Annotated in this window: 24 protein-coding genes, 2 tRNA genes and 1 pseudogene; 16 read left to right on the forward strand and 11 right to left on the reverse strand. The window is 38.4% G+C overall.

The window, feature by feature from the left end:
- Window positions 1–39 precede the first annotated feature (39 nt).
- The 8 genes from rpsG to asnC all read right to left on the reverse strand — a co-directional run bounded on the left by rpsG (window position 40) and on the right by asnC (window position 4,667).
- Window positions 40–510: a 30S ribosomal protein S7 gene (gene rpsG / locus J1G47_RS01310; RefSeq protein ID WP_015940004.1), complete on the reverse strand. Its 471-nt coding sequence runs from the start codon at window positions 508–510 to the stop codon at window positions 40–42.
- Between the two features lie 129 nt (window positions 511–639).
- Window positions 640–1,014 carry a 30S ribosomal protein S12 gene (gene rpsL / locus J1G47_RS01315; protein WP_005708967.1) on the reverse strand — a complete coding sequence of 125 codons (375 nt, stop codon included), beginning with the start codon at window positions 1,012–1,014 and terminating at the stop codon, window positions 640–642.
- A gap of 283 nt (window positions 1,015–1,297) precedes the next feature.
- Window positions 1,298–1,387, reverse strand: a tRNA-Ser gene (locus tag J1G47_RS01320).
- A 76-nt stretch (window positions 1,388–1,463) separates the two neighbouring features.
- Window positions 1,464–1,553: transfer RNA gene (locus J1G47_RS01325), tRNA-Ser, on the reverse strand.
- A gap of 75 nt (window positions 1,554–1,628) precedes the next feature.
- Entirely contained in the window at window positions 1,629–2,738 is a 1,110-nt protein-coding gene (gene trmA, locus J1G47_RS01330) for a tRNA (uridine(54)-C5)-methyltransferase TrmA (RefSeq protein ID WP_016528570.1), read from the reverse strand.
- Between the two features lie 52 nt (window positions 2,739–2,790).
- A complete protein-coding gene (locus J1G47_RS01335; RefSeq protein WP_005714242.1) occupies window positions 2,791–3,120 on the reverse strand; it encodes a DUF413 domain-containing protein in 330 nt (109 codons plus the stop codon).
- Window positions 3,121–3,296: 176 nt separating this feature from the next.
- A complete protein-coding gene (udp, locus tag J1G47_RS01340; protein WP_160416451.1) occupies window positions 3,297–4,064 on the reverse strand; it encodes a uridine phosphorylase in 768 nt (255 codons plus the stop codon).
- Window positions 4,065–4,175: 111 nt separating this feature from the next.
- Complete coding sequence (asnC, locus tag J1G47_RS01345; protein WP_005714238.1) at window positions 4,176–4,667, reverse strand: transcriptional regulator AsnC; 492 nt, start codon at window positions 4,665–4,667, stop codon at window positions 4,176–4,178.
- A 176-nt stretch (window positions 4,668–4,843) separates the two neighbouring features.
- Between asnC and asnA the strand changes: the two genes are divergently transcribed.
- The gene (asnA, locus tag J1G47_RS01350) at window positions 4,844–5,836 is read left to right on the forward strand and encodes an aspartate--ammonia ligase (protein ID WP_160416452.1); all 993 of its coding nucleotides are present in this window, start codon (window positions 4,844–4,846) and stop codon (window positions 5,834–5,836) included.
- A 76-nt stretch (window positions 5,837–5,912) separates the two neighbouring features.
- On the opposite strand, the gene J1G47_RS01355 is transcribed toward asnA, so the two are convergent.
- On the reverse strand, window positions 5,913–6,254 hold the full coding sequence (locus tag J1G47_RS01355; RefSeq protein ID WP_404857268.1) for a hypothetical protein: 342 nt from the start codon (window positions 6,252–6,254) through the stop codon (window positions 5,913–5,915).
- A gap of 64 nt (window positions 6,255–6,318) precedes the next feature.
- Between J1G47_RS01355 and J1G47_RS01360 the strand changes: the two are divergent.
- The 3 genes and pseudogenes from J1G47_RS01360 to J1G47_RS01370 all read left to right on the forward strand — a co-directional run.
- Window positions 6,319–6,766, forward strand: a pseudogene (locus J1G47_RS01360) (IS1595 family transposase); the annotation flags it as partial.
- A 134-nt stretch (window positions 6,767–6,900) separates the two neighbouring features.
- Window positions 6,901–7,290, forward strand: a complete 390-nt coding sequence (locus J1G47_RS01365) for a hypothetical protein (protein WP_457769182.1) — start codon at window positions 6,901–6,903, stop codon at window positions 7,288–7,290.
- A 123-nt stretch (window positions 7,291–7,413) separates the two neighbouring features.
- Entirely contained in the window at window positions 7,414–8,244 is an 831-nt protein-coding gene (locus J1G47_RS01370) for an IS256 family transposase (protein WP_207326702.1), read from the forward strand.
- Between the two features lie 14 nt (window positions 8,245–8,258).
- Here the strand turns inward: J1G47_RS01370 and J1G47_RS01375 are convergent, their stop codons facing one another.
- Window positions 8,259–8,462, reverse strand: a complete 204-nt coding sequence (locus J1G47_RS01375) for a hypothetical protein (protein WP_010787204.1) — start codon at window positions 8,460–8,462, stop codon at window positions 8,259–8,261.
- A gap of 194 nt (window positions 8,463–8,656) precedes the next feature.
- On the opposite strand from J1G47_RS01375, the gene J1G47_RS01380 reads away from it, so the two are divergent.
- The 10 genes from J1G47_RS01380 to J1G47_RS01425 all read left to right on the forward strand — a co-directional run bounded on the left by J1G47_RS01380 (window position 8,657) and on the right by J1G47_RS01425 (window position 16,843).
- Window positions 8,657–9,025: a hypothetical protein gene (locus tag J1G47_RS01380; RefSeq protein WP_131321226.1), complete on the forward strand. Its 369-nt coding sequence runs from the start codon at window positions 8,657–8,659 to the stop codon at window positions 9,023–9,025.
- Between the two features lie 241 nt (window positions 9,026–9,266).
- Window positions 9,267–10,658 (forward strand): Na+/H+ antiporter NhaC, encoded by a 1,392-nt coding sequence (gene nhaC / locus J1G47_RS01385; protein WP_160435314.1) that lies wholly within the window; start codon window positions 9,267–9,269, stop codon window positions 10,656–10,658.
- A gap of 343 nt (window positions 10,659–11,001) precedes the next feature.
- Window positions 11,002–11,250, forward strand: coding sequence for a 30S ribosomal protein S16 (rpsP, locus tag J1G47_RS01390; protein ID WP_021111941.1), 249 nt, complete (start codon window positions 11,002–11,004; stop codon window positions 11,248–11,250).
- A 27-nt stretch (window positions 11,251–11,277) separates the two neighbouring features.
- The gene (gene rimM, locus J1G47_RS01395; RefSeq protein ID WP_005714604.1) at window positions 11,278–11,805 is read left to right on the forward strand and encodes a ribosome maturation factor RimM; all 528 of its coding nucleotides are present in this window, start codon (window positions 11,278–11,280) and stop codon (window positions 11,803–11,805) included.
- A 48-nt stretch (window positions 11,806–11,853) separates the two neighbouring features.
- Window positions 11,854–12,621 carry a tRNA (guanosine(37)-N1)-methyltransferase TrmD gene (trmD, locus tag J1G47_RS01400; protein ID WP_005714600.1) on the forward strand — a complete coding sequence of 256 codons (768 nt, stop codon included), beginning with the start codon at window positions 11,854–11,856 and terminating at the stop codon, window positions 12,619–12,621.
- A gap of 13 nt (window positions 12,622–12,634) precedes the next feature.
- Window positions 12,635–12,985 (forward strand): 50S ribosomal protein L19, encoded by a 351-nt coding sequence (rplS, locus tag J1G47_RS01405; RefSeq protein ID WP_005715236.1) that lies wholly within the window; start codon window positions 12,635–12,637, stop codon window positions 12,983–12,985.
- A gap of 313 nt (window positions 12,986–13,298) precedes the next feature.
- Window positions 13,299–14,339, forward strand: coding sequence for a HesA/MoeB/ThiF family protein (locus J1G47_RS01410; protein ID WP_005714716.1), 1,041 nt, complete (start codon window positions 13,299–13,301; stop codon window positions 14,337–14,339).
- The gene (locus J1G47_RS01415) at window positions 14,332–15,510 is read left to right on the forward strand and encodes an MFS transporter (protein WP_005714715.1); all 1,179 of its coding nucleotides are present in this window, start codon (window positions 14,332–14,334) and stop codon (window positions 15,508–15,510) included. The genes J1G47_RS01410 and J1G47_RS01415 overlap by 8 nt, the downstream gene beginning before the upstream one ends.
- 33 nt (window positions 15,511–15,543) lie before the next feature.
- Window positions 15,544–15,894 carry a 50S ribosomal protein L19 gene (rplS, locus tag J1G47_RS01420; protein WP_005715236.1) on the forward strand — a complete coding sequence of 117 codons (351 nt, stop codon included), beginning with the start codon at window positions 15,544–15,546 and terminating at the stop codon, window positions 15,892–15,894.
- A gap of 133 nt (window positions 15,895–16,027) precedes the next feature.
- Window positions 16,028–16,843 (forward strand): shikimate 5-dehydrogenase, encoded by an 816-nt coding sequence (locus tag J1G47_RS01425; RefSeq protein WP_016528453.1) that lies wholly within the window; start codon window positions 16,028–16,030, stop codon window positions 16,841–16,843.
- A gap of 288 nt (window positions 16,844–17,131) precedes the next feature.
- Here J1G47_RS01425 and tsaD read toward each other — a convergent pair whose 3' ends face one another.
- Window positions 17,132–18,166, reverse strand: coding sequence for a tRNA (adenosine(37)-N6)-threonylcarbamoyltransferase complex transferase subunit TsaD (gene tsaD / locus J1G47_RS01430; RefSeq protein WP_005714489.1), 1,035 nt, complete (start codon window positions 18,164–18,166; stop codon window positions 17,132–17,134).
- A gap of 274 nt (window positions 18,167–18,440) precedes the next feature.
- On the opposite strand from tsaD, the gene infC reads away from it, so the two are divergent.
- Together infC and rpmI are read left to right on the forward strand one after the other, a co-directional pair.
- On the forward strand, window positions 18,441–18,920 hold the full coding sequence (gene infC, locus J1G47_RS01435; protein WP_005714487.1) for a translation initiation factor IF-3: 480 nt from the start codon (window positions 18,441–18,443) through the stop codon (window positions 18,918–18,920).
- Between the two features lie 99 nt (window positions 18,921–19,019).
- On the forward strand, window positions 19,020–19,217 hold the full coding sequence (gene rpmI / locus J1G47_RS01440; RefSeq protein WP_005596065.1) for a 50S ribosomal protein L35: 198 nt from the start codon (window positions 19,020–19,022) through the stop codon (window positions 19,215–19,217).
- The last annotated feature ends 2 nt before the right edge of the window (window positions 19,218–19,219 follow it).

A 19,219-nucleotide genomic window follows, 5' to 3' on the forward strand; every position in this document is an offset into this window, starting at 1 on the left:
ACAAATTTTGAGATGAAGCCTACAAACATCAAAAGCTTATTACCAACGATAGTGAGCAAACGCTTTGTTAGCTTCAGCCATACGGTGAACATCTTCACGTTTTTTCACTGCTGAGCCTTTGTTGTCTGCTGCATCTGAAAGTTCGTTAGCTAAACGCATTGCCATTGATTTATCGCCACGTTTACGCGCAGCTTCAACAATCCAACGCATTGCTAATGCATTACGACGAGTTGGACGAACTTCTACTGGTACTTGGTAAGTAGAACCACCAACACGACGAGATTTAACCTCAACTGTTGGACGCACATTTTCAAGTGCGATTTCGAATGCTTCTAACGCATCTTTACCAGAGCGTTGAGCTAATGTTTCTAACGCATTATAAACGATTGATTCTGCGATAGATTTTTTACCATCAACCATTAAAACGTTGATGAATTTTGCAAGTAATTCTGAACCGAACTTCGGATCTGGAAGAATCTTGCGAGGTTCAATACTACGACGACGTGGCATTGCAATTTCTCCGTATTATAAATCTTCAGGATTATCCAAAACTCTATGGCGACAAAGTCGCATTGACTGGAGTTTATGGTTTAAATAGTTTGACTAATTAGACGTTTGGCCTTACTTAACGGAGAACCATTAAGACTTAGGACGTTTAACGCCGTATTTAGAACGACCTTGTTTACGGTCTTTAACGCCTGCACAGTCAAGTGCACCACGTACAGTGTGATAACGCACACCCGGTAAGTCTTTAACACGACCACCACGGATTAACACAACACTGTGCTCTTGAAGGTTGTGACCTTCACCACCGATATAAGAAGTTACTTCAAAACCGTTTGTTAAGCGGATACGACATACTTTACGTAACGCTGAGTTTGGTTTTTTAGGAGTTGTAGTGTATACACGAGTACACACACCACGTTTCTGCGGGCAAGCCTCTAATGCAGGAACGTTGCTTTTTACAACCTTTTTCACACGCGGTTTGCGTACTAGCTGGTTGATAGTTGCCATTAATAAAGCTCCAGTTAAGATTAAAACAATAAAAAAGCCTTTCACAGACGAAAGGACTAACTCATTCTAAAATAGAACTCAATAGAAGTCAAACCTATTTAATAATATTGGATATCTGATTTAGAGCAAGGACTCTTGAAAATAATGATAATAGTCCTGATGTAGACCGACTTATGAACATAATTACCCAAAGATTATTTGAGATCTACAGCGAGAATAAATTGTAACTAAAAACTAAGAAAATCCCGTTCAGCTTAGATTATTCATATTTTCTATGTTTAGTTGGCGGAGGAAGTGAGATTCGAACTCACGGAGGGCATTAACCCTCGCCGGTTTTCAAGACCGGTGCATTCAACCGCTCTGCCATTCCTCCGAGTTGATGCTATTTTGATTTGCTCTTGAGAGAGAAAACCTGCTGGTAATTACTTACCAACAGGTTGTATATTCAGTGGCGGAGGAAGTGAGATTCGAACTCACGGAGGGCGTTAACCCTCGCCGGTTTTCAAGACCGGTGCATTCAACCGCTCTGCCATTCCTCCGCTGAAAACAGGCGAAATGATATAGATAACTCTGAACTAGGTCAAGCATAAAATGATGCAAAACCGTCAAATGTTCTATTTTTCGCCTACTTGGTTGTTACGAATTAACCAAACCCCACTTTCAATATGCTCGGTGTAAGGGAATTGGTCGAACAATGCACAGCGTTCAATGCGGTGAGTTTGAGTTAATTGTTTTAAATTGTCAGCTAACGTATGTGGATTGCAAGAGATATAGAGGATTCTTTCATAGCCCTGCACCATTTCTAATGTGGCTTGATCAAGCCCTACTCGTGGCGGATCAACAAAAATGGTATTGCAATCATATTGTTTCAAATCAATACCACGTAAGCGGTAAAAGGCCCGAACGCCATTCATCGCTTCCGTAAATTCTTCCGCAGACATTCGGATAATTTGCAAGTTATCTACGCCGTTTACTGCAATATTATATTGGGCAGATTCTACCGATGATTTTGAAATCTCAGTCGCTAATACCTTACGAAATTGATTTGCTAACGCAATTGAAAAATTACCATTGCCACAATAGAGTTCTAATAAATCACCCTTACTATTTGCCGTACAAGCTCTCGCCCATTCCAACATTTTGATGTTCATTTTGCCATTGGGCTGCGTAAAGCTGTTTTCTACTTGGCGATAGCGGTAAATTTGCCCATCAACATTCAAGGCTTCTTCTACATAATCACAATCTAATGCAATTTTTTGCTTCGTCGCACGCCCGATTAACTGGACATCAAAGCCATAGCCGATCAACCGTTGTTTAAGTAACTTCGCTTGCTCTATCCATTCTTCTGTCAGCGATTTATGATAAAGCATTGAAACGGCGATTTGCCCACTTAATGTACTTAAATAGTCAATCTGAAACAGCTTACGTGTAAGTAGCTCATTGTCTTTGATTTCAGCCAGCAACACCGTCATCATTCGATTAATCAGTTGGCTTGCAATCGGAAATTGATCGACACGGTAGCGTTGCTTAGTCGCCTGATCGAACATAATGTGATAGAGATCACCATTATCATGCCAAACACGAAATTCTGCACGCAAGCGAAAATGGCTTGTGTCAGAGGCAAAAACGTCAAGTTCAGGTGCATTAAAAGGTGCAAGTAAAGCGGTGAGATTCTCTGCTTTTTTTGCAAGTAACGCTGGATATTGATGAATTGGTAAGGTCATTTGAATTTATCAATAAAGAAAAAGAAAAGGCTTTTTCAAGCCTTCCCACATATTATTCTGCTGAATCATCGCCACCAAGATCGCCACTTACATCGCCTGAAAGGGTGTAAATGCGTTTGGTTTTGCTGGTTAAATCACGGTATTTAAGCCACGTTTTTTCTAAGAAAGTTTCTGCAACTTTTTCACCTTTAACAACGGCTACGAACTGTTTTTCTTCCGCTGTAGCAGGTTCACGTTCACCGTTTTCTAATGCTAAGCAGGCTTGACCAAATTGCTCTAAGGTTTGCGATTCACGAATGGTGTAATCACCGTGACGAGAGAAACCACGAGGATAATTTTTATCGTCGAAAAAACGACGTGTTACGCTAAAACTTTCTGCCATAATTGCCTCTATTTACACTTTTATTTAGAAAAATCAAAATTGGGCAAGCATTAAAGCTAAAACTTGGGAAAAGATCAATGGTTTATTGATATAAAAACAAGAAAAGAGATAGACTAACCCGAATCCCTTATAAAAACTGAGGCAGTCTGAGATATTCACACTGCCTCATCAACATTTTATTTATAATCTTGAGCCAACTTACCTGCTGCTTCTACCACCACGGAAACCGCACGATCTTCAGTGCCTTTAATGGTTGCTTCGTTTGGGATCTCTTGTTGAGTACGGTTTACGATTACACCCGCAACCATTCCTGAACGTAAGCCTGATGCAGAACACATAGTGAAGAGTGTCGCAGACTCCATTTCAAAGTTCATCACATTTAATTCTTGCCACTGTTTCAATGAACCTTGGAAATGGCGGTAGATTTTGCCTGTGAATGTATCGTAACGCTCTTGACCTGGGTAGAAGGTATCAGATGATGCGGTAATACCAACATAAGGATCGATACCTTGATTTTTCGCTGCCGCATAAAGCTCATTCGTACAACGGAAATCAGCCACCGCAGGATATTCTAATGGTGCAAAATGGCGACTTGCCCCGTCTAAACGTACTGCACCTGTCGTTACCAACACATCACCTACATTAATATGCGGTTGGATTGCCCCTGTTGTACCAATACGCAAGAAAGTACGCACGCCTAATTGAGCAAGCTCTTCAACACAGATAGAAACCGATGGTCCGCCAATACCTGTTGAGCAAACCACAATTGGCTGACCGCCTACATAACCTAACCACGATGTAAATTCACGAGTTGAAGCTAAAAACTCTGGATTATCCATTTTTGCTGCAATACGCTCACTACGAGCTGGATCGCCAGGAACGATAGCAACTTTTGCCCCTTTTAACATTGCTTTGGTTAAGCCAAGATGAAATACCTCTGACATAATTGACTCCTTTTGAGAAAAATTCGAGTAATCTAACCGCTTCATTCTACCAATCAAGCGATCAGAATTGCGATCTTTTTTGCAAACCAATGTTCAAAAATGTGAACAAGATCAACTGGAAACGTTTGCTTGAGGTTTAATTTCTCTCAAAATTGGGTTTTGCATTGAAATTAGGGTGTCTGTTGATTGAATTTCATCAATGCCCTGAATTTTAGTAGCTAAAACATAGTGCAATTCTTGAATGGTATGGGTCATTACTTTAATAAAAATAGAGTAATCCCCCGTGGTGTAATAGGCTTCAACCACTTCATCAAACTCCTGCAACTTTGCAATCACCTTTTCATAATCCTTCGCACTTTTTAGAATAATCCCAATAAAACAGCAGACATCATAGCCCAGTTTACGCGGATTAATGCGTACTTTAGTGCCTTCAATAATTCCTGCTTGACGCATTTTTTCAACACGAACGTGAATTGTCCCTGCACTCACCCCAAAATTTTTTGCCATTTCAGCATAGGGAACTCGAGCATCTTGGGTCAAAACTTGCAGAATTTGTTGATCCAGTAAGTCAATCTGCGATGTTGCCTGATAGTTTTTATGCATTTTCTGTTCCTTTTCTATCTTTTGTTAGAAATTAACTAAAATATAGCATAAATTATTAAATAATATCTAATATAGATTAACTTTGTTTGATTTTTTTATGTAAGTTATTGCGTTTATCAAGAATTAATTTAAATTACGCACATCTCTTACAGAATTTATTCAAAAGGAAATTTATTATGCAAAAATCATTTATTCTTCAACAACAAGAAATCAGCTTTGTTAAGAACACCTTTACCCAAAACCTCATCGAACAGTTAGGTATTATTGAAGTACAAGGCCCAATTTTAAGTGAAGTAGGCAACGGTATGCAGGATAACTTATCAGGTATCGAAAAAGCGGTACAAGTGAACGTAAAATGTATCCCAGGTGCAGTTTATGAAGTAGTTCACTCACTCGCTAAATGGAAACGCCACACCCTTGCACGTTTTGGTTTCCAAGAAGGCGAAGGCTTATTCGTCCATATGAAAGCGTTACGCCCAGATGAAGACTCACTCGATCCAACACACTCTGTTTATGTGGATCAATGGGACTGGGAAAAAGTGATCCCAGCAGGAAAACGCAATTTCGACTACCTAAAACAGACTGTTCGCTCAATCTACCGTGCAATTCGTTTAACCGAATTAGCCGTTGAAGCACGTTTTGATATTCCATCTGTATTACCAAAAGAGATTACCTTTGTTCACAGCGAAGATTTAGTGAAACGCTGCCCAACATTAACCAGCAAAGAGCGTGAAAATGCGATTTGTAAAGAATACGGAGCGGTATTCCTAATCGGCATCGGTGGCAAATTATCAGACGGCAAAGCGCACGACGGACGTGCTCCAGACTACGACGACTGGACAACGGTATCGGAAGGCGAATATAAAGGCTTAAACGGCGACATCTTAGTTTGGAACGAACAACTTGGTACGGCATTTGAATTATCATCAATGGGTATCCGTGTTGATGAAACCGCACTACGCTTACAAGTGGCATTAACAGGCGACGAAGACCGTTTAGAAATGGACTGGCACAAAGATTTATTAGCAGGACGTTTACCACTTTCAATCGGTGGCGGTATCGGTCAATCTCGTATGGCAATGTTCTTATTGCGTAAAAAACATATCGGTGAAGTGCAATCAAGCGTATGGCCGAAAGAGATGTTAGCGAAGTTTGAGAATATTCTTTAATATTATCTCAAAAGCAGGCTAATATTTTTCCGGCATAGTAGACAAAGTGGTTGCTAATGAATATTTTTAATTATTCTTAGCAACTCTTTTTATTTAAAAAATCCTTTATAAACATGATCTTGTGTTTTTTCATTAATCCTGTATGATGCGATAATTTTTCCTTTGGTTGCCCAAATAAGTTTTCGAGCCTATTTGTCGTTTTTTCGATATTTAAATCGCCATGCTTTTCATAGGTAAATAGATAATCCATATAACGTTTAAAACTATGATAAGCACTTCTTACATTCCGATGTTTATAGGGATGATAGCCCTTTTCATTCGGTTTATCTGACCATTCTTCTAAAAACGCTTTATGTTTTAAATACCAATGATGTAATCGTAAATAGAAGTCTTTTTTAGCGCTCTGTTTAAGTGTCAATGCAATAATTTTGGGGCTGTCCTAGATAACGACTAAAAGCTCTATTTTAAGTTAAAATAACCAAATGAGAAAAAGTCGTCTAAGTCAGCATAAACAAAATAAACTCATTGAGCTGTTTGTGGCAGGTGTCACTGCTCGAACAACAGCTGAGTTGGTAAATGTAAATAAAATAACAGCAGCCTATTACTTCTATCGTCTGCGATTGCTTATCTATCAAAACAGTCCACATATGGAGATGTTTGAAGGTGAAATTGAAGCCGATGAAAGCTATTTTGGCGGCCACTCGCAAAGGTAAACGAGGTCGTGGAGCTGTGGGTAAAACCGCTGTATTCGGGCTTTTAAAGCGTGATGGTAAGGTATATACTGTCGTTGTACCGAATACTCAATCTGCGACACTTTTACCGATTATTCGAGAAAAGGTGAAGCCTGACCGCATTGTTTACACCGATTTTTATCGAAGCTATGATGTTCTTGATGTGAGTGAGTTTAATCATTTTCGTATCAATCACAGTAACTTAAAATCTCAAATTTCCATTTTAAAACAATTGGTTAAGGGCAGTTTAAGTTGGTTATCTAGGACAGCCCCAAGATTTATTTATTTAATACACCAGTACAGATGTGTCAATTTCATGTGGTGGCAATTGTGATGAGGAAATTAAGAAAAAAACATCAATCACAAGCGGGTAAAGAATTAAAAATAATTGCAAAAACACTCACAAAAAGCTCAAAAAATGAATTTTATCGGCGATTACATTCTTGGTTTATAAAACATCAAGATTTTTTAAAAGAAAGGAGTGATAAAGCGAATGAAAAAGGCTATTTTCCTTATAAACATCGCAATATAAGAAGTGCTTGTGCCAGTTTAAAGCGTTATATGGATTTTATTTTTATCTATGAAAAACATTCTGAATTAAATATAGAAAAGACGACAAATCGCTCAGAGGGGCTATTTAGTGAACTTAAACGAAAATTAAATAATCATAATGGATTAACGAAAAATCGTCAGATATTGTTTATACAGGATTTTTTTAAATAAAAAGAGTTGCTAACATTTAAAGAAAATAAACATTAGCAACTGTTTTGTCCACTTGGAGCCTCTCCCACAATTTGTGTAAATACCTGTTTCTGAGATAATACATTCAGACACAGGTATTTTATTATGAACGAAAAACAACTTCACGCCTTGGAAGCGGAATTTGCCAAAAATCTAAAAACACCGGAAGACCTCAATCAATTTTCACGGATGCTCAAGAAAATCACCGTCGAGGCTGCGTTAAATGATGAACTGACCGACCATCTTGGTTATGAAAAACATCAGCCTAGAAAAGGTAAAAATGCACGTAACGGTTACACATCTAAGACCGTCATTTGTGATGAAGGTGAGATAGAAATTGAGACGCCTCGTGACCGTGATTGGATTGCTGAAAATGAAGGTGTGAAGTTCTGGGCGAATGTGCTGACAGAGCTTCAAAATCGAGGTTTAAAAGGCTTCCCGGAAGCCATCAATGCAGTCTATCCTAAAACGAAGATTCAGCTTTGCATTGTGCATTTAGTGCGTAACAGCTTGAAATTCGTTTCGTGGAAAGATTACAAAGCCGTCACCGCAGATTTAAAGCAGGTTTATCAAGCCCCGACGGAAGCACAGGCTCGCGAAAATCTGACCGCACTTTCGCAAAAATGGCAGGCAAAATACCCGCTTGTGGCGAAAGGCTGGGAAGATAACTGGGCAAATATTGCCACATTTTTTGATTATCCGGCTGATATTCGTAAAGCGATTTATACCACGAATGCCGTGGAATCGCTTAATAGCGTGATTCGTCGCGTGATTAAAAAACGAAATGTATTCCCGACGGATGATTCAGTTTTCAAAGTGATTTGGCTTGCGATTAAAGATGCATCAAAAAAATGGACAATGCCGATTCAGAACTGGAAACTGGCGATGAATCGATTTATGATTGATTTTGGTGATCGCCTAGACGATCACCGTTAAGTTGAAATGGGTGTTTACACAGAATTTGGGATAGGGTCGCGACCATCTTCAATAAAACGAATATCTAAGAATGCAAGGTTATACACAAAGGTTTGTCCCCGTCCATTTGGTAAGGTATATTGCGATCCGTCAATGGTAAAACGTTGTTCTTCTCTTACCGCAACTAAGGCTAACTCTAACATCATTTCTTGCTCAGTTCTCATTTTGAAGGTTGTCATTTTAGGCTCTCCTGTTTTGCTTAAGTGACGACAGGATTACTCTGTTAGCCCTGCATGGCAAGTTTAGTTTGAGTAAAAACAACTGAGTGCGGTGTATTTAGACTGGGGAGGTGTGGACGGCTGGGGTGGGCAAAAGTGTAATATTATTTCATTAAATGAAAAAGCGAGAATAAGAAATTATCTCGCTTTTGGGGTTGCGGTTATGTCGTGCGGTTTTAGCAAGTGGCAGCGGTAAATATACTCCTTACCCAGAACAAAAATGGAACAACAATCTAGCTCAAGACTGGAATAACGGTTCTATTGCAGGTGTGAAAGCTGATGTGAAGTTAAACGCAGACATTAAACGTGAAACGACAAACACACCAGTTAATGTGAATGCAAAACAAAATAACCTTGTTGTAAACGGTAAGACAGTGAAAGCACGCTTGGTTCCAGAGAAAAAAGCAAACACCAAAGTTACCGCTCATTTACATACCAATGTAGAAGAGATGGTTAAACAAGCGAATGAACAGATGAAAAAAGGACAAACTCCGTTCATTCAAGTGGTAACTCAACGTAAATAAGCGTTAAGTTGAGATGTAAAAAATACCTGTATCTAAAACGAGATACAGGTATTTTTTATTTTATATAATGAAATATTAATCAAATATGTTAGAATAGCTCCCGAATAAATCCACAACTCCCCTCTCTGTCGAATTTCCCCTTGTAAATTAATCTCTCATCGCTTCGATGAAAATTTCCTATTAGTGAAAGCTACCGAAAAGCAAATTACTCTGTATTTCTTACCGCTTGTTTGAGGAAGTTATGTCACACACAACCGAACCACAAATTCACATTCCATTTGGCTATGCCTGTTTACCTATCATTGTGATGATGGTATCAATGGGAATTGCTGTCATTCAATTTGAATCATCTCCCCATATTCCTTTACTGATTAGCACAATTATCGCGGCTATCGTTGCTCGCTGTTTTGGGTATCGCTGGCATACGATAGAACAAGGGATATATCAAGGGATTCGTATTTCTCTGCCAGCTATCGTTATCATCATTATGATTGGTTTAACGATAGGTGCGTGGATTGGTGGAGGGATTGTTGCCACGATGATCTACTATGGATTGCAACTCATCTCGCCTTCTCTATTTTTAGTGACAATTTGCCTTATCTGTGCGGTAGTGACCCTTGCGATTGGCAGTTCGTGGTCCACAATGGGAACTATCGGTGTTGCGGCAATGGGTATTGGGCTAAGTCTCAATATCCCCGCTCCGATGGTTGCAGGTGCGGTCATTTCGGGGGCGTATTTTGGCGATAAGATGTCCCCGCTTTCAGATACCACCAATCTCGCCGCAGGCATTACGCACACGCCGCTTTTTGAACATATTCGCTATATGTATATCACTACCCTCCCAGCGTTCCTTATTGCTCTTCTTGTTTATGCTTATCTCGGTTTACAGTTCAATGCTCAAAGTGTCGAACTCGAAAAAATTGCCGAAATTATGCAAGCCATTAAAACGCACTTTGTTATTTCACCGTGGCTATTAACTGTGCCACTCGTTGTTGCTGTTTTAGTTGCAAAAAAAGTGCCTACACTCCCCGCTTTAACTATCGGGATTTTGTTTGGCTGGCTTTGTCATATTGTGGTACAAGGTGGCGAGATAAAAGTCGCGGTGAACACGCTACATTATGGCTATAAAATAGAAAGTGGCAATGCAATGATTGACTCATTATTCAATCGAGGGGGCATTGAAGCAATGGGGTTCACCATCTCACTGACCATTATTGCAATGGCATTTGGCGGTATTGCGGAGAGAACGGGAATGCTGAAGTCCATTGTTGAAACTATTCTTCGTATTGCCCACAAAACAACCCATCTTATTATTGCTACTGTTCTTTCCTCTATTTTGACTAATTGCACTGCCGCTGAACAATATATTTCTATTCTGCTTCCTGGACGGATGTACGCAAATGCTTACCGTGAAAAAGGCTTAAGTTCAAAAAATCTATCTCGTGCAATTGAAGATGGCGGTACAGTGACTTCCGTATTAGTGCCGTGGAATACTTGCGGTATTTATGCATTCTCTATGCTACAAGTTAGTGCATTTGAATATGCCCCCTACGCCGTAATGAATTATGTAATTCCGCTTATTGCGATTTTATTAGCGAGTTTAAATGTGAGGGTTGAGTATTTGAGAAAGTAGCTTAGTTTTATAACTAAGCTACTTTTTAAATAACGTTTAAGATAACAAGATAGGATTATTTACGACACTGATTCAAAATATCTAATTCTTTATTATAGGTTGAAAGTGATAAGTTCATATCCATCATTCCTATCACAGAATGAAAATAATTGTCGTGAGAATAGGTTTTTGTTTTGCATTTTCTTCTAGAGTTGTAAACATAAAACAAGGGTTTTTCCCTTGCCTTTTTACAAAAAATCCGTATAATCTGGCCGCTTGTTCTCTCTTTTTTGAACAAGTTTCGCACCCTCACCTCGAACGAGGGTTTTCTTTTTTACTATCATTAAACTTTTAGAGGACGGTTATGGTAACCATTCGTTTATCTCGTGGCGGAGCTAAAAAACGCCCATTCTATCAAATCGTTGTCGCTGACAGCCGTAGCCCACGCGACGGTCGTTTCGTCGAGCGTATCGGTTTCTTCAACCCTATCGCAACTGGTAACGCAGAACGTTTACGTTTAGACGTTGCTAAAGTAGATGCTTGGGTTGCTAAAGGTGCATCACTTTCTGATCGTGTTGCAGTATTAGTGAAAGAAGCGCGTCAAGCAGCTTAATTCCACAAATTAAATAAGTAGGTGAATATGAGCGAGCAAAAAATTGAAGTTGTCGGAAAATTAGGTTCAACCTATGGTATCCGTGGCTGGCTACGCCTTTATTCATCGACAGAATATCCTGAAAGCATTTTCGATTATCAGCCGTGGTTCTTAAAAATTAAAGGGCAATGGCAACAAGTTGAACTCGAAAGTTGGCGTTATCACAACAATGATTTGATTGTGAAATTAAAAGGCACAGAAGACCGCGAAACCGCACAGCTATTAACCAACGCCGAGATCGGTGTGGATTTAGCCGTGTTTCCAGAATTGGAAGAAGGGGATTATTATTGGCACGATTTGATCGGTTGCCAAGTGCTAAACCTTGAAGGTTATGCAATGGGAACTGTGACCGAAATGATGGAAACAGGTTCAAATGATGTGTTGGTGGTAAAAGCTGGCAGTAAAGATGCTTTCGGTAAGCAAGAACGTTTAATCCCGTTCTTATATGAACAAGTAGTTAAAAGAGTAGATCTCGCCACTAAAACAATTACAGTGGATTGGGACGCTGGTTTCTAACCTCAGGTATGCAGTGAGCTTTAGCAGTCGCATTTCGTAGGTCAAAATATGTGGATTGGTATTATTTCCCTTTTCCCCGAAATGTTTAAAGCAATTACTGATTTTGGGGTAACAGGTAGAGCAGTAAAACAAAATCTCTTACAAGTGCAGTGTTGGAATCCCCGAGATTTCACACACGACAAACATAAAACGGTAGACGACCGCCCTTATGGTGGTGGGCCAGGTATGTTGATGATGGTGCAACCGCTTCGTGATGCAATTCGTGAAGCAAAAGCAACCGCTTGTAAGGAAGACGGTGTAGAAGCTAAAGTGATTTATCTCTCTCCGCAAGGGCGTAAACTCGATCAAGCTGGTGTACAAACTCTGGCGATAAATCAAAAATTGATTTTGGTTTGTGGGCGTTATGAAGGCATTGACGAGCGATTAATCCAAACTGAAATAGATGAAGAATGGTCAATCGGTGATTACGTTCTCACAGGGGGGGAACTTCCTGCAATGACGTTAATTGACGCTGTTGCACGATTTATCCCTGGGGTATTAGGCAAACAGGCTTCAGCATTGGAAGACTCTTTCGCAGAAGGTTTATTGGATTGTCCGCATTATACTCGCCCTGAAGTATTAGATGGTTTACCTGTACCGCAAGTGCTGATGTCGGGTCACCACGAGCAAATTCGCAAATGGCGATTAGAACAGTCGCTAGAACGAACGTGGTTAAGACGCCCTGAGCTATTGGATAGCCTAGCTCTGACTGACGAACAACGCGTGTTGTTGAATAACATAAAGAAACGACACAAATCAGTTAATTCTAGGACATAGAAGGTTTATTAAAATGAGTAACATCATCAAACAAATCGAACAAGAACAGTTAAAACAAAACGTACCTAGCTTCCGTCCAGGTGACACATTAGAAGTTAAGGTATGGGTAGTAGAAGGTAGTAAAAAACGTTTGCAAGCGTTCGAAGGCGTGGTTATTGCAATTCGTAACCGTGGCTTGCACTCAGCATTCACCTTACGCAAAGTTTCAAACGGCGTAGGCGTTGAGCGTGTATTCCAAACTCACTCACCTGTAATTGACAGCATTGCTGTTAAACGTAAAGGTGCGGTACGTAAAGCGAAACTTTACTACTTACGTGAGCGTTCAGGTAAATCTGCACGTATCAAAGAGCGTCTTGGCGAATAATTTTCGCTTATGCGTTAATGCAAAAAGAAAGCCTTGGGGAAACCCAAGGCTTTTGTTTTGATAGTTTTTAAGAAAGCTATCTATTTGTTAGTACTCTAATTCACAATAAATAAGAAAAAGTTATTATAGTAATAAAAAAAAGTATTGATAATTTATCTTTAGTGCTATAGTATTTTTGTGCCACCTAGATGTGGTATGAAATTTAATCTATAAACTAATAGGGAGGCTACTATGCGTGGACGTCGTGTAAACTAATTTTTTAATATAAAAGAGGGCTATTAAATAGCCCTTTCTTAAATAGTAGGAGATAAATATGAAATATAAAACTACAAACCACACGTATTTAGATTTTTTTAATAACGATGAATTTGTTATTGGCATAGGAAGCATTCAGAAAATAGTATCGGATGAAATATTTTTTCAAGGAATGCTTGATTTGTGTCATTTCTGTATAAGTGAAAAAGAACTCTATGAGATACGTGATTTTATGAAAAAGAACAATATTTCAGAAGAGGTATTGTCCATAGCATTAACAAATAATTTTATCGCTCATTATCATATAGATTTCCAAGATCAGTATAGTAGAAACCATTTATATTATAGCGTGCTAGGTTATGATATTAAAAAAGTTCAGGATAAAATATCAAACAGCCATATTCTAGTTATTGGAGCTGGGGGGATTGGAAATATAGTTTCTTATTTTTCTAGTGTAATTGGCGTGAAAAAAATAACTGTTATTGATGATGATGTTGTAGAGAGATCTAACCTAAATAGGCAATTTCTATTTAGAGAAAAAGATGTTCATAGCTATAAAGTAGATGTAATAAAACGAGAGCTTAGTAAGTTAAGAAATGATTGTGATATTTTTGTAATCAAAGAAAAATTGGATAAAAAAATAATTTATGACCTAGATAATATTGATTTAGTTATTTGCTCAGCAGATGATGATTATTGTGTCGAATTAATTAATGAATACTGTTGTATTAAAAAGATACCCTTGATTAATGTAGGATACTTAAATGATATTTCTGTAATTGGTCCGTTTTATATACCTAAATTACCTAATAGTTGTTGTTTATGTTGCGACAAATCTATTTATTTAGAAAACAATATAAAAAATGAGAAAGTAAATGACTTAAAAGCTAATATGAAAGCTCCTTCCACGGTAGTAAATAATTTCTTTTCAGGGGCTATGCTTGGTTCAGAAATGATAAAGCTCTTTGCAGAAGACTACGATGCTATAACTAGTTTAAATGCGGTAATAGGTATACATAATAAAGATTTCCAATTAGAAAAAATTGATCTTGTTAAGAATAAAAATTGTCAATTTTGTGGGGGAGATGTTTATGAATAACTATGAAAAAATTATTGCTAGTTATGTAAGTACATCATCTGCTCGAATGCTTATTGGAGCTTCATCTACCGTATATATGCTAATTTCAAATATCAGTTTATACCAAATTGGTCTTATTAAAAGTCTACAGGCGATTATTATTCTATTTTTGGGGTTTGTCATAGGTATTGTTTCTGATAGGGTTGAACGAAAAAAATTATATTTGATAGCAATATTTTTGGCTGTTGTATGGCTATTGCTTTTTTATATTGCAGGGATTATACAAAGCTTTGAAATCTTTTTACTTGCTGAAATTTTTAATGCTATTTCTTTAGCAATTTTTCAAAATAACTCTAATGCTTATCTTGTTGAACAATATATTGTTGATAAGCCTAATGGAAATTTATCAGAAGCATTTGGTAAATTAGGAAAATATGATTTTTTCGTTATGGCTATCTTTTCTCTTCTAGGTGGCATGATTTATAGCATAATCAATGGATATGTTTTTGGACTAGCTTCGTTTATTATGTTAATCATTCTATTCCTTTCTTGGCGATTTTTACCTAAATGCAAGCGAAGTTTAGCAAAAAAAAAGCGATATATCAGTAAGCTAGATTTTGCTATTTTGAATAAAAAATTCAAGAAATATCGCTTTGAGGTGGTTGTTTTTGTTATATTGAGTCTCTATTTTCAGATTATTATTCAGTATTGGCAGGTCGTTGTTTATAATTTTGATCTTATTAAAGAATATGAGTTTTTATTAGGGGTTTTATTATTCTTTATGTTAATCGCTCAATCATTAGCAGGCAAGTTAATTGAAACTAATAAAACAAAAATATTGAATTTTATGCCATTTTTGTTTATGGGTAGTGTATTTTTATGTTTGTTCGGTGAGCTAATTCAGAGTTTTATTTTATATTCATTCGGAATTTGCTTGTCATTATTTTCAATACGTCATACATTAATAAAAATAGATGCTATTCTACATCACCAATTATTATCACGTTTTAGAGCGAAGTATGATATGTTACTTAATAGTATAGTTAGAATAGTCAGTGCGTTAGGGTTAATTCTTATTGGTCATTTGAGTGAAATTTATGGTGTTATTACAATCAATTTTGTTGGTGTTTTAATTGGGATTTTATTTTCAATTATGATTATTCTTTATAGGGATAAATGCAATACTCTTTAGATATGTTTAAATTTCTAAAAATATATGTTTTTAATGAGTAACATCATCAAACAAATCGAACAAGAACAGTTAAAACAAAACGTACCTAGCTTCCGTCCAGGTGACACATTAGAAGTTAAGGTATGGGTAGTAGAAGGTAGTAAAAAACGTTTGCAAGCGTTCGAAGGCGTGGTTATTGCAATTCGTAACCGTGGCTTGCACTCAGCATTCACCTTACGCAAAGTTTCAAACGGCGTAGGCGTTGAGCGTGTATTCCAAACTCACTCACCTGTAATTGACAGCATTGCTGTTAAACGTAAAGGTGCGGTACGTAAAGCGAAACTTTACTACTTACGTGAGCGTTCAGGTAAATCTGCACGTATCAAAGAGCGTCTTGGCGAATAATTTTCGCTTATGCGTTAATGCAAAAAGAAAGCCTTGGGGAAACCCAGGGCTTTTGTTTTTTCACGACTTCCTTGTTGTTTTACATCTAAAACAGCATAATGGCACTTATTATTCTATTCAATAAGGCAAATTTATGATCAATAAAGATACTCAACTTTGTATGTCCCTATCGGGCAGACCAGGCAACACCGGCACTTATTTCCATAATTATCTTTATCAAAAACTCGGTTTAAACTTTGTTTATAAAGCATTTACCACCAAAGATATTGAACACGCTGTTAAGGGCGTGAGAGCCTTAGGTATTCGGGGGTGTGCGGTTTCTATGCCGTTTAAGGAAGCCTGTATGCCGTTTTTAGATGAAATTGATGCATCTGCAAAAGCGATTGAATCGGTCAATACGATTGTCAATACCAATGGCTATTTGAAAGCCTATAACACCGACTATATTGCGATTGAGAAATTAATTGCAAAATATCAGCTCGATCCAACCGCTTGTGTGATTGTGCAAGGCAGTGGCGGTATGGCAAAAGCCGTTGTTGCAGCATTTAAACATTCAGGTTTTACGAATTTGAAAGTCTATGCTCGTAATCAAGACACAGGAAAATATCTCGCAGAACTTTACGGCTATCAATATATCAATAGTCTTGAAAATCAACAGGCGGACATTTTAGTCAATGTCACTCCGATTGGTATGAAGGGCGGAAAAGAAGAGTTTGACTTAGCCTTCCCCGAAATGATGATTCAACAGGCTCAAACGGCTTTTGATGTGGTGGCAATGCCAGCCGAAACACCTTTGATTCAGTATGCGAAAGCTCAAGGCAAACAGGTGATTTCTGGTGCAGAAGTGATGACATTACAAGCAGTTGAGCAATTTGTGCTTTATACGGGGATTCGTCCAAGTGATGCGTTAATCGCAGAAGCGGCGGCTTTTTCTAGATCGAATCAATAAAGGCATAATAGACAAAATTGAACGCTATCCTGTAATAAACATCTTTTTATGTTTTGATAACTCAATGGCAAACCATTTTTTTAGAAAGTAAATCCATCAGGACTAAAATACCAAGTTCACGATCAAAGAAGGTCGTATCCACAATAATATTTAAATAACGTGATAGTAGTGGATTTAATGCTATTTTAGGGGCTTTCGAGATACTTTGAATAGTCCTGATAATTCAAAAAAGTGGCTCAAAGCCTTATATTACAATATCTTAATCTACCCTTTATAATACTTTGTCTACTATACATCGATGGGACAAAGTTCAACCATCGGCCAACGTGGTTTGACACTCACGGATAAATCCGTCTGTTCGCCATTTTTTAAACGCAAGAAACCTGCATAGGCAATCATTGCACCATTATCGGTACAAAATTGTGGGCGAGGGTAAAAGACTTCACCGCCGATCTGCTTCATTAATTCGGATAAATCGTGACGAAGTTGTTTATTTGCACTCACACCGCCTGCGATCACTAAACGTTTATAGCCCGTTTGTTGCAACGCTCTACGGCATTTGATAATCAATGTTTCAATCACTGCTTGTTGGAACGCATAGGCAATATCGCAACGGGTCTGTTGATCTAATTCGCCTTTCTCATTCAAATTCGCATTAATCGTATTTGCCGCAAAGGTTTTCAAGCCCGAAAAGCTGAAATCTAAGCCTGGGCGGTCCGTCATTGGACGTGGAAAGGTAAAACGATTTGGCGTGCCAGTTTCAGCAAGTTTAGCTAACGCTGCCCCCCCTGGGTAATCTAAACCGAGCAATTTTGCAGTTTTATCAAAGGCTTCCCCCGCAGCATCATCAATAGATTCCCCCAACAATTCATATTCACCCACATTTTTTACATCGACTAGCTGAGTGTGTCCCCCCGAAACAAGTAAGGCGACAAAAGGAAACTCAGGGGCGTTTTCTTCTAACATTGGTGCGAGCAAATGCCCTTCCATATGGTGAACCCCTAAAGCTGGAACGTTCCACGCATAAGCTAAAGATCGTGCAATGGTTGAGCCGACCAATAACGCCCCAACAAGTCCTGGGCCTGCCGTATAAGCAACGCCATCAATATCCGAAGCGGTGAGATTAGCTTCTTTTAATGCTTCTTGAATAAGTGGCAATGTTTTACGGATATGATCACGAGAAGCTAGCTCTGGCACAACGCCACCGTAGTCAGCGTGCATTTCGATTTGGCTATAAAGTTGGTTTGCGACTAATCCCTTGGCTTCATCATAAATTGCCACGCCAGTTTCATCACAAGAAGTTTCAATACCGAGAATTTTCATTATTGTTATTGGTTTAAGTAATTAAGATAGTGCTTATTATAATGGAATATCAACAATTTTGCTGAGAATGTAATGAAATGATTTTGTCTGTTGCATAATCAGACGAATTTCTGTAGAATCTCGCCCGTTTTGCTCTCTTTAGAGCCTATAAAAAGAAATCATATCTTCTGCAAGCGGTATGATCGTAGCTTAAACTTACTAGAGGAATAGTACTATTAAACCTGTAAAACGTGTTCAGACAAATCGCGCACATCGTCTTAACGAAGAAATCCGCGTGAAAGAAGTTCGCTTAACCGATCAAAACGGCGACCAACTTGGTATCGTATCAATTCAAGAAGCATTAGCGAAAGCTGACGAAGCTGAGTTAGACTTAGTTGAAATTAGCCCAAATGCTGAACCACCAGTTTGCCGTATTATGAACTACGGTAAGTTCATCTACGAGAAAGAGAAAGCTGCAAAAGAGCAGAAGAAAAAACAGAAAGTTGTACAAGTGAAGGAAATTAAATTCCGTCCAGGTACAGACGAAGGCGACTATCAGGTAAAACTACGCAGCCTGATTCGCTTTTTGGAAGATGGCGACAAAGCCAAAATCACGGTTCGCTTCCGTGGACGTGAAATGGCTCACCAAGAAATTGGTATGGACGTGCTAGAACGTGTTAAAAACGATTTAGCGGAAATTGCCGTAGTAGAGTCTGCCCCAGGCAAACTCGAAGGTCGCCAAGTTGTAATGGTACTAGCGCCTAAAAAGAAATAGTCCATTACCTTGAGATGTAATTAGTGCTTCCAAGTAATATTGGCAACAATATTCGCCTAATTACTGGTTATTCATAAACAATGCGGAGTTATTTTAACAATGCCTAAAATTAAAACAGTACGTGGTGCTGCGAAGCGTTTCAAAAAAACGGCTTCTGGCGGTTTCAAACGTAAACAATCTCACTTACGTCACATTTTGACTAAGAAAACAACTAAACGTAAACGTCACTTACGTCACAAATCAATGGTAGCGAAAGCAGACCAAGTTTTAGTAGTAGCGTGCTTACCATACGCATAAGC

The sequence above is a fragment of the Glaesserella parasuis genome, from assembly GCF_017352235.1.
GTDB lineage: Bacteria > Pseudomonadota > Gammaproteobacteria > Enterobacterales > Pasteurellaceae > Glaesserella > Glaesserella parasuis.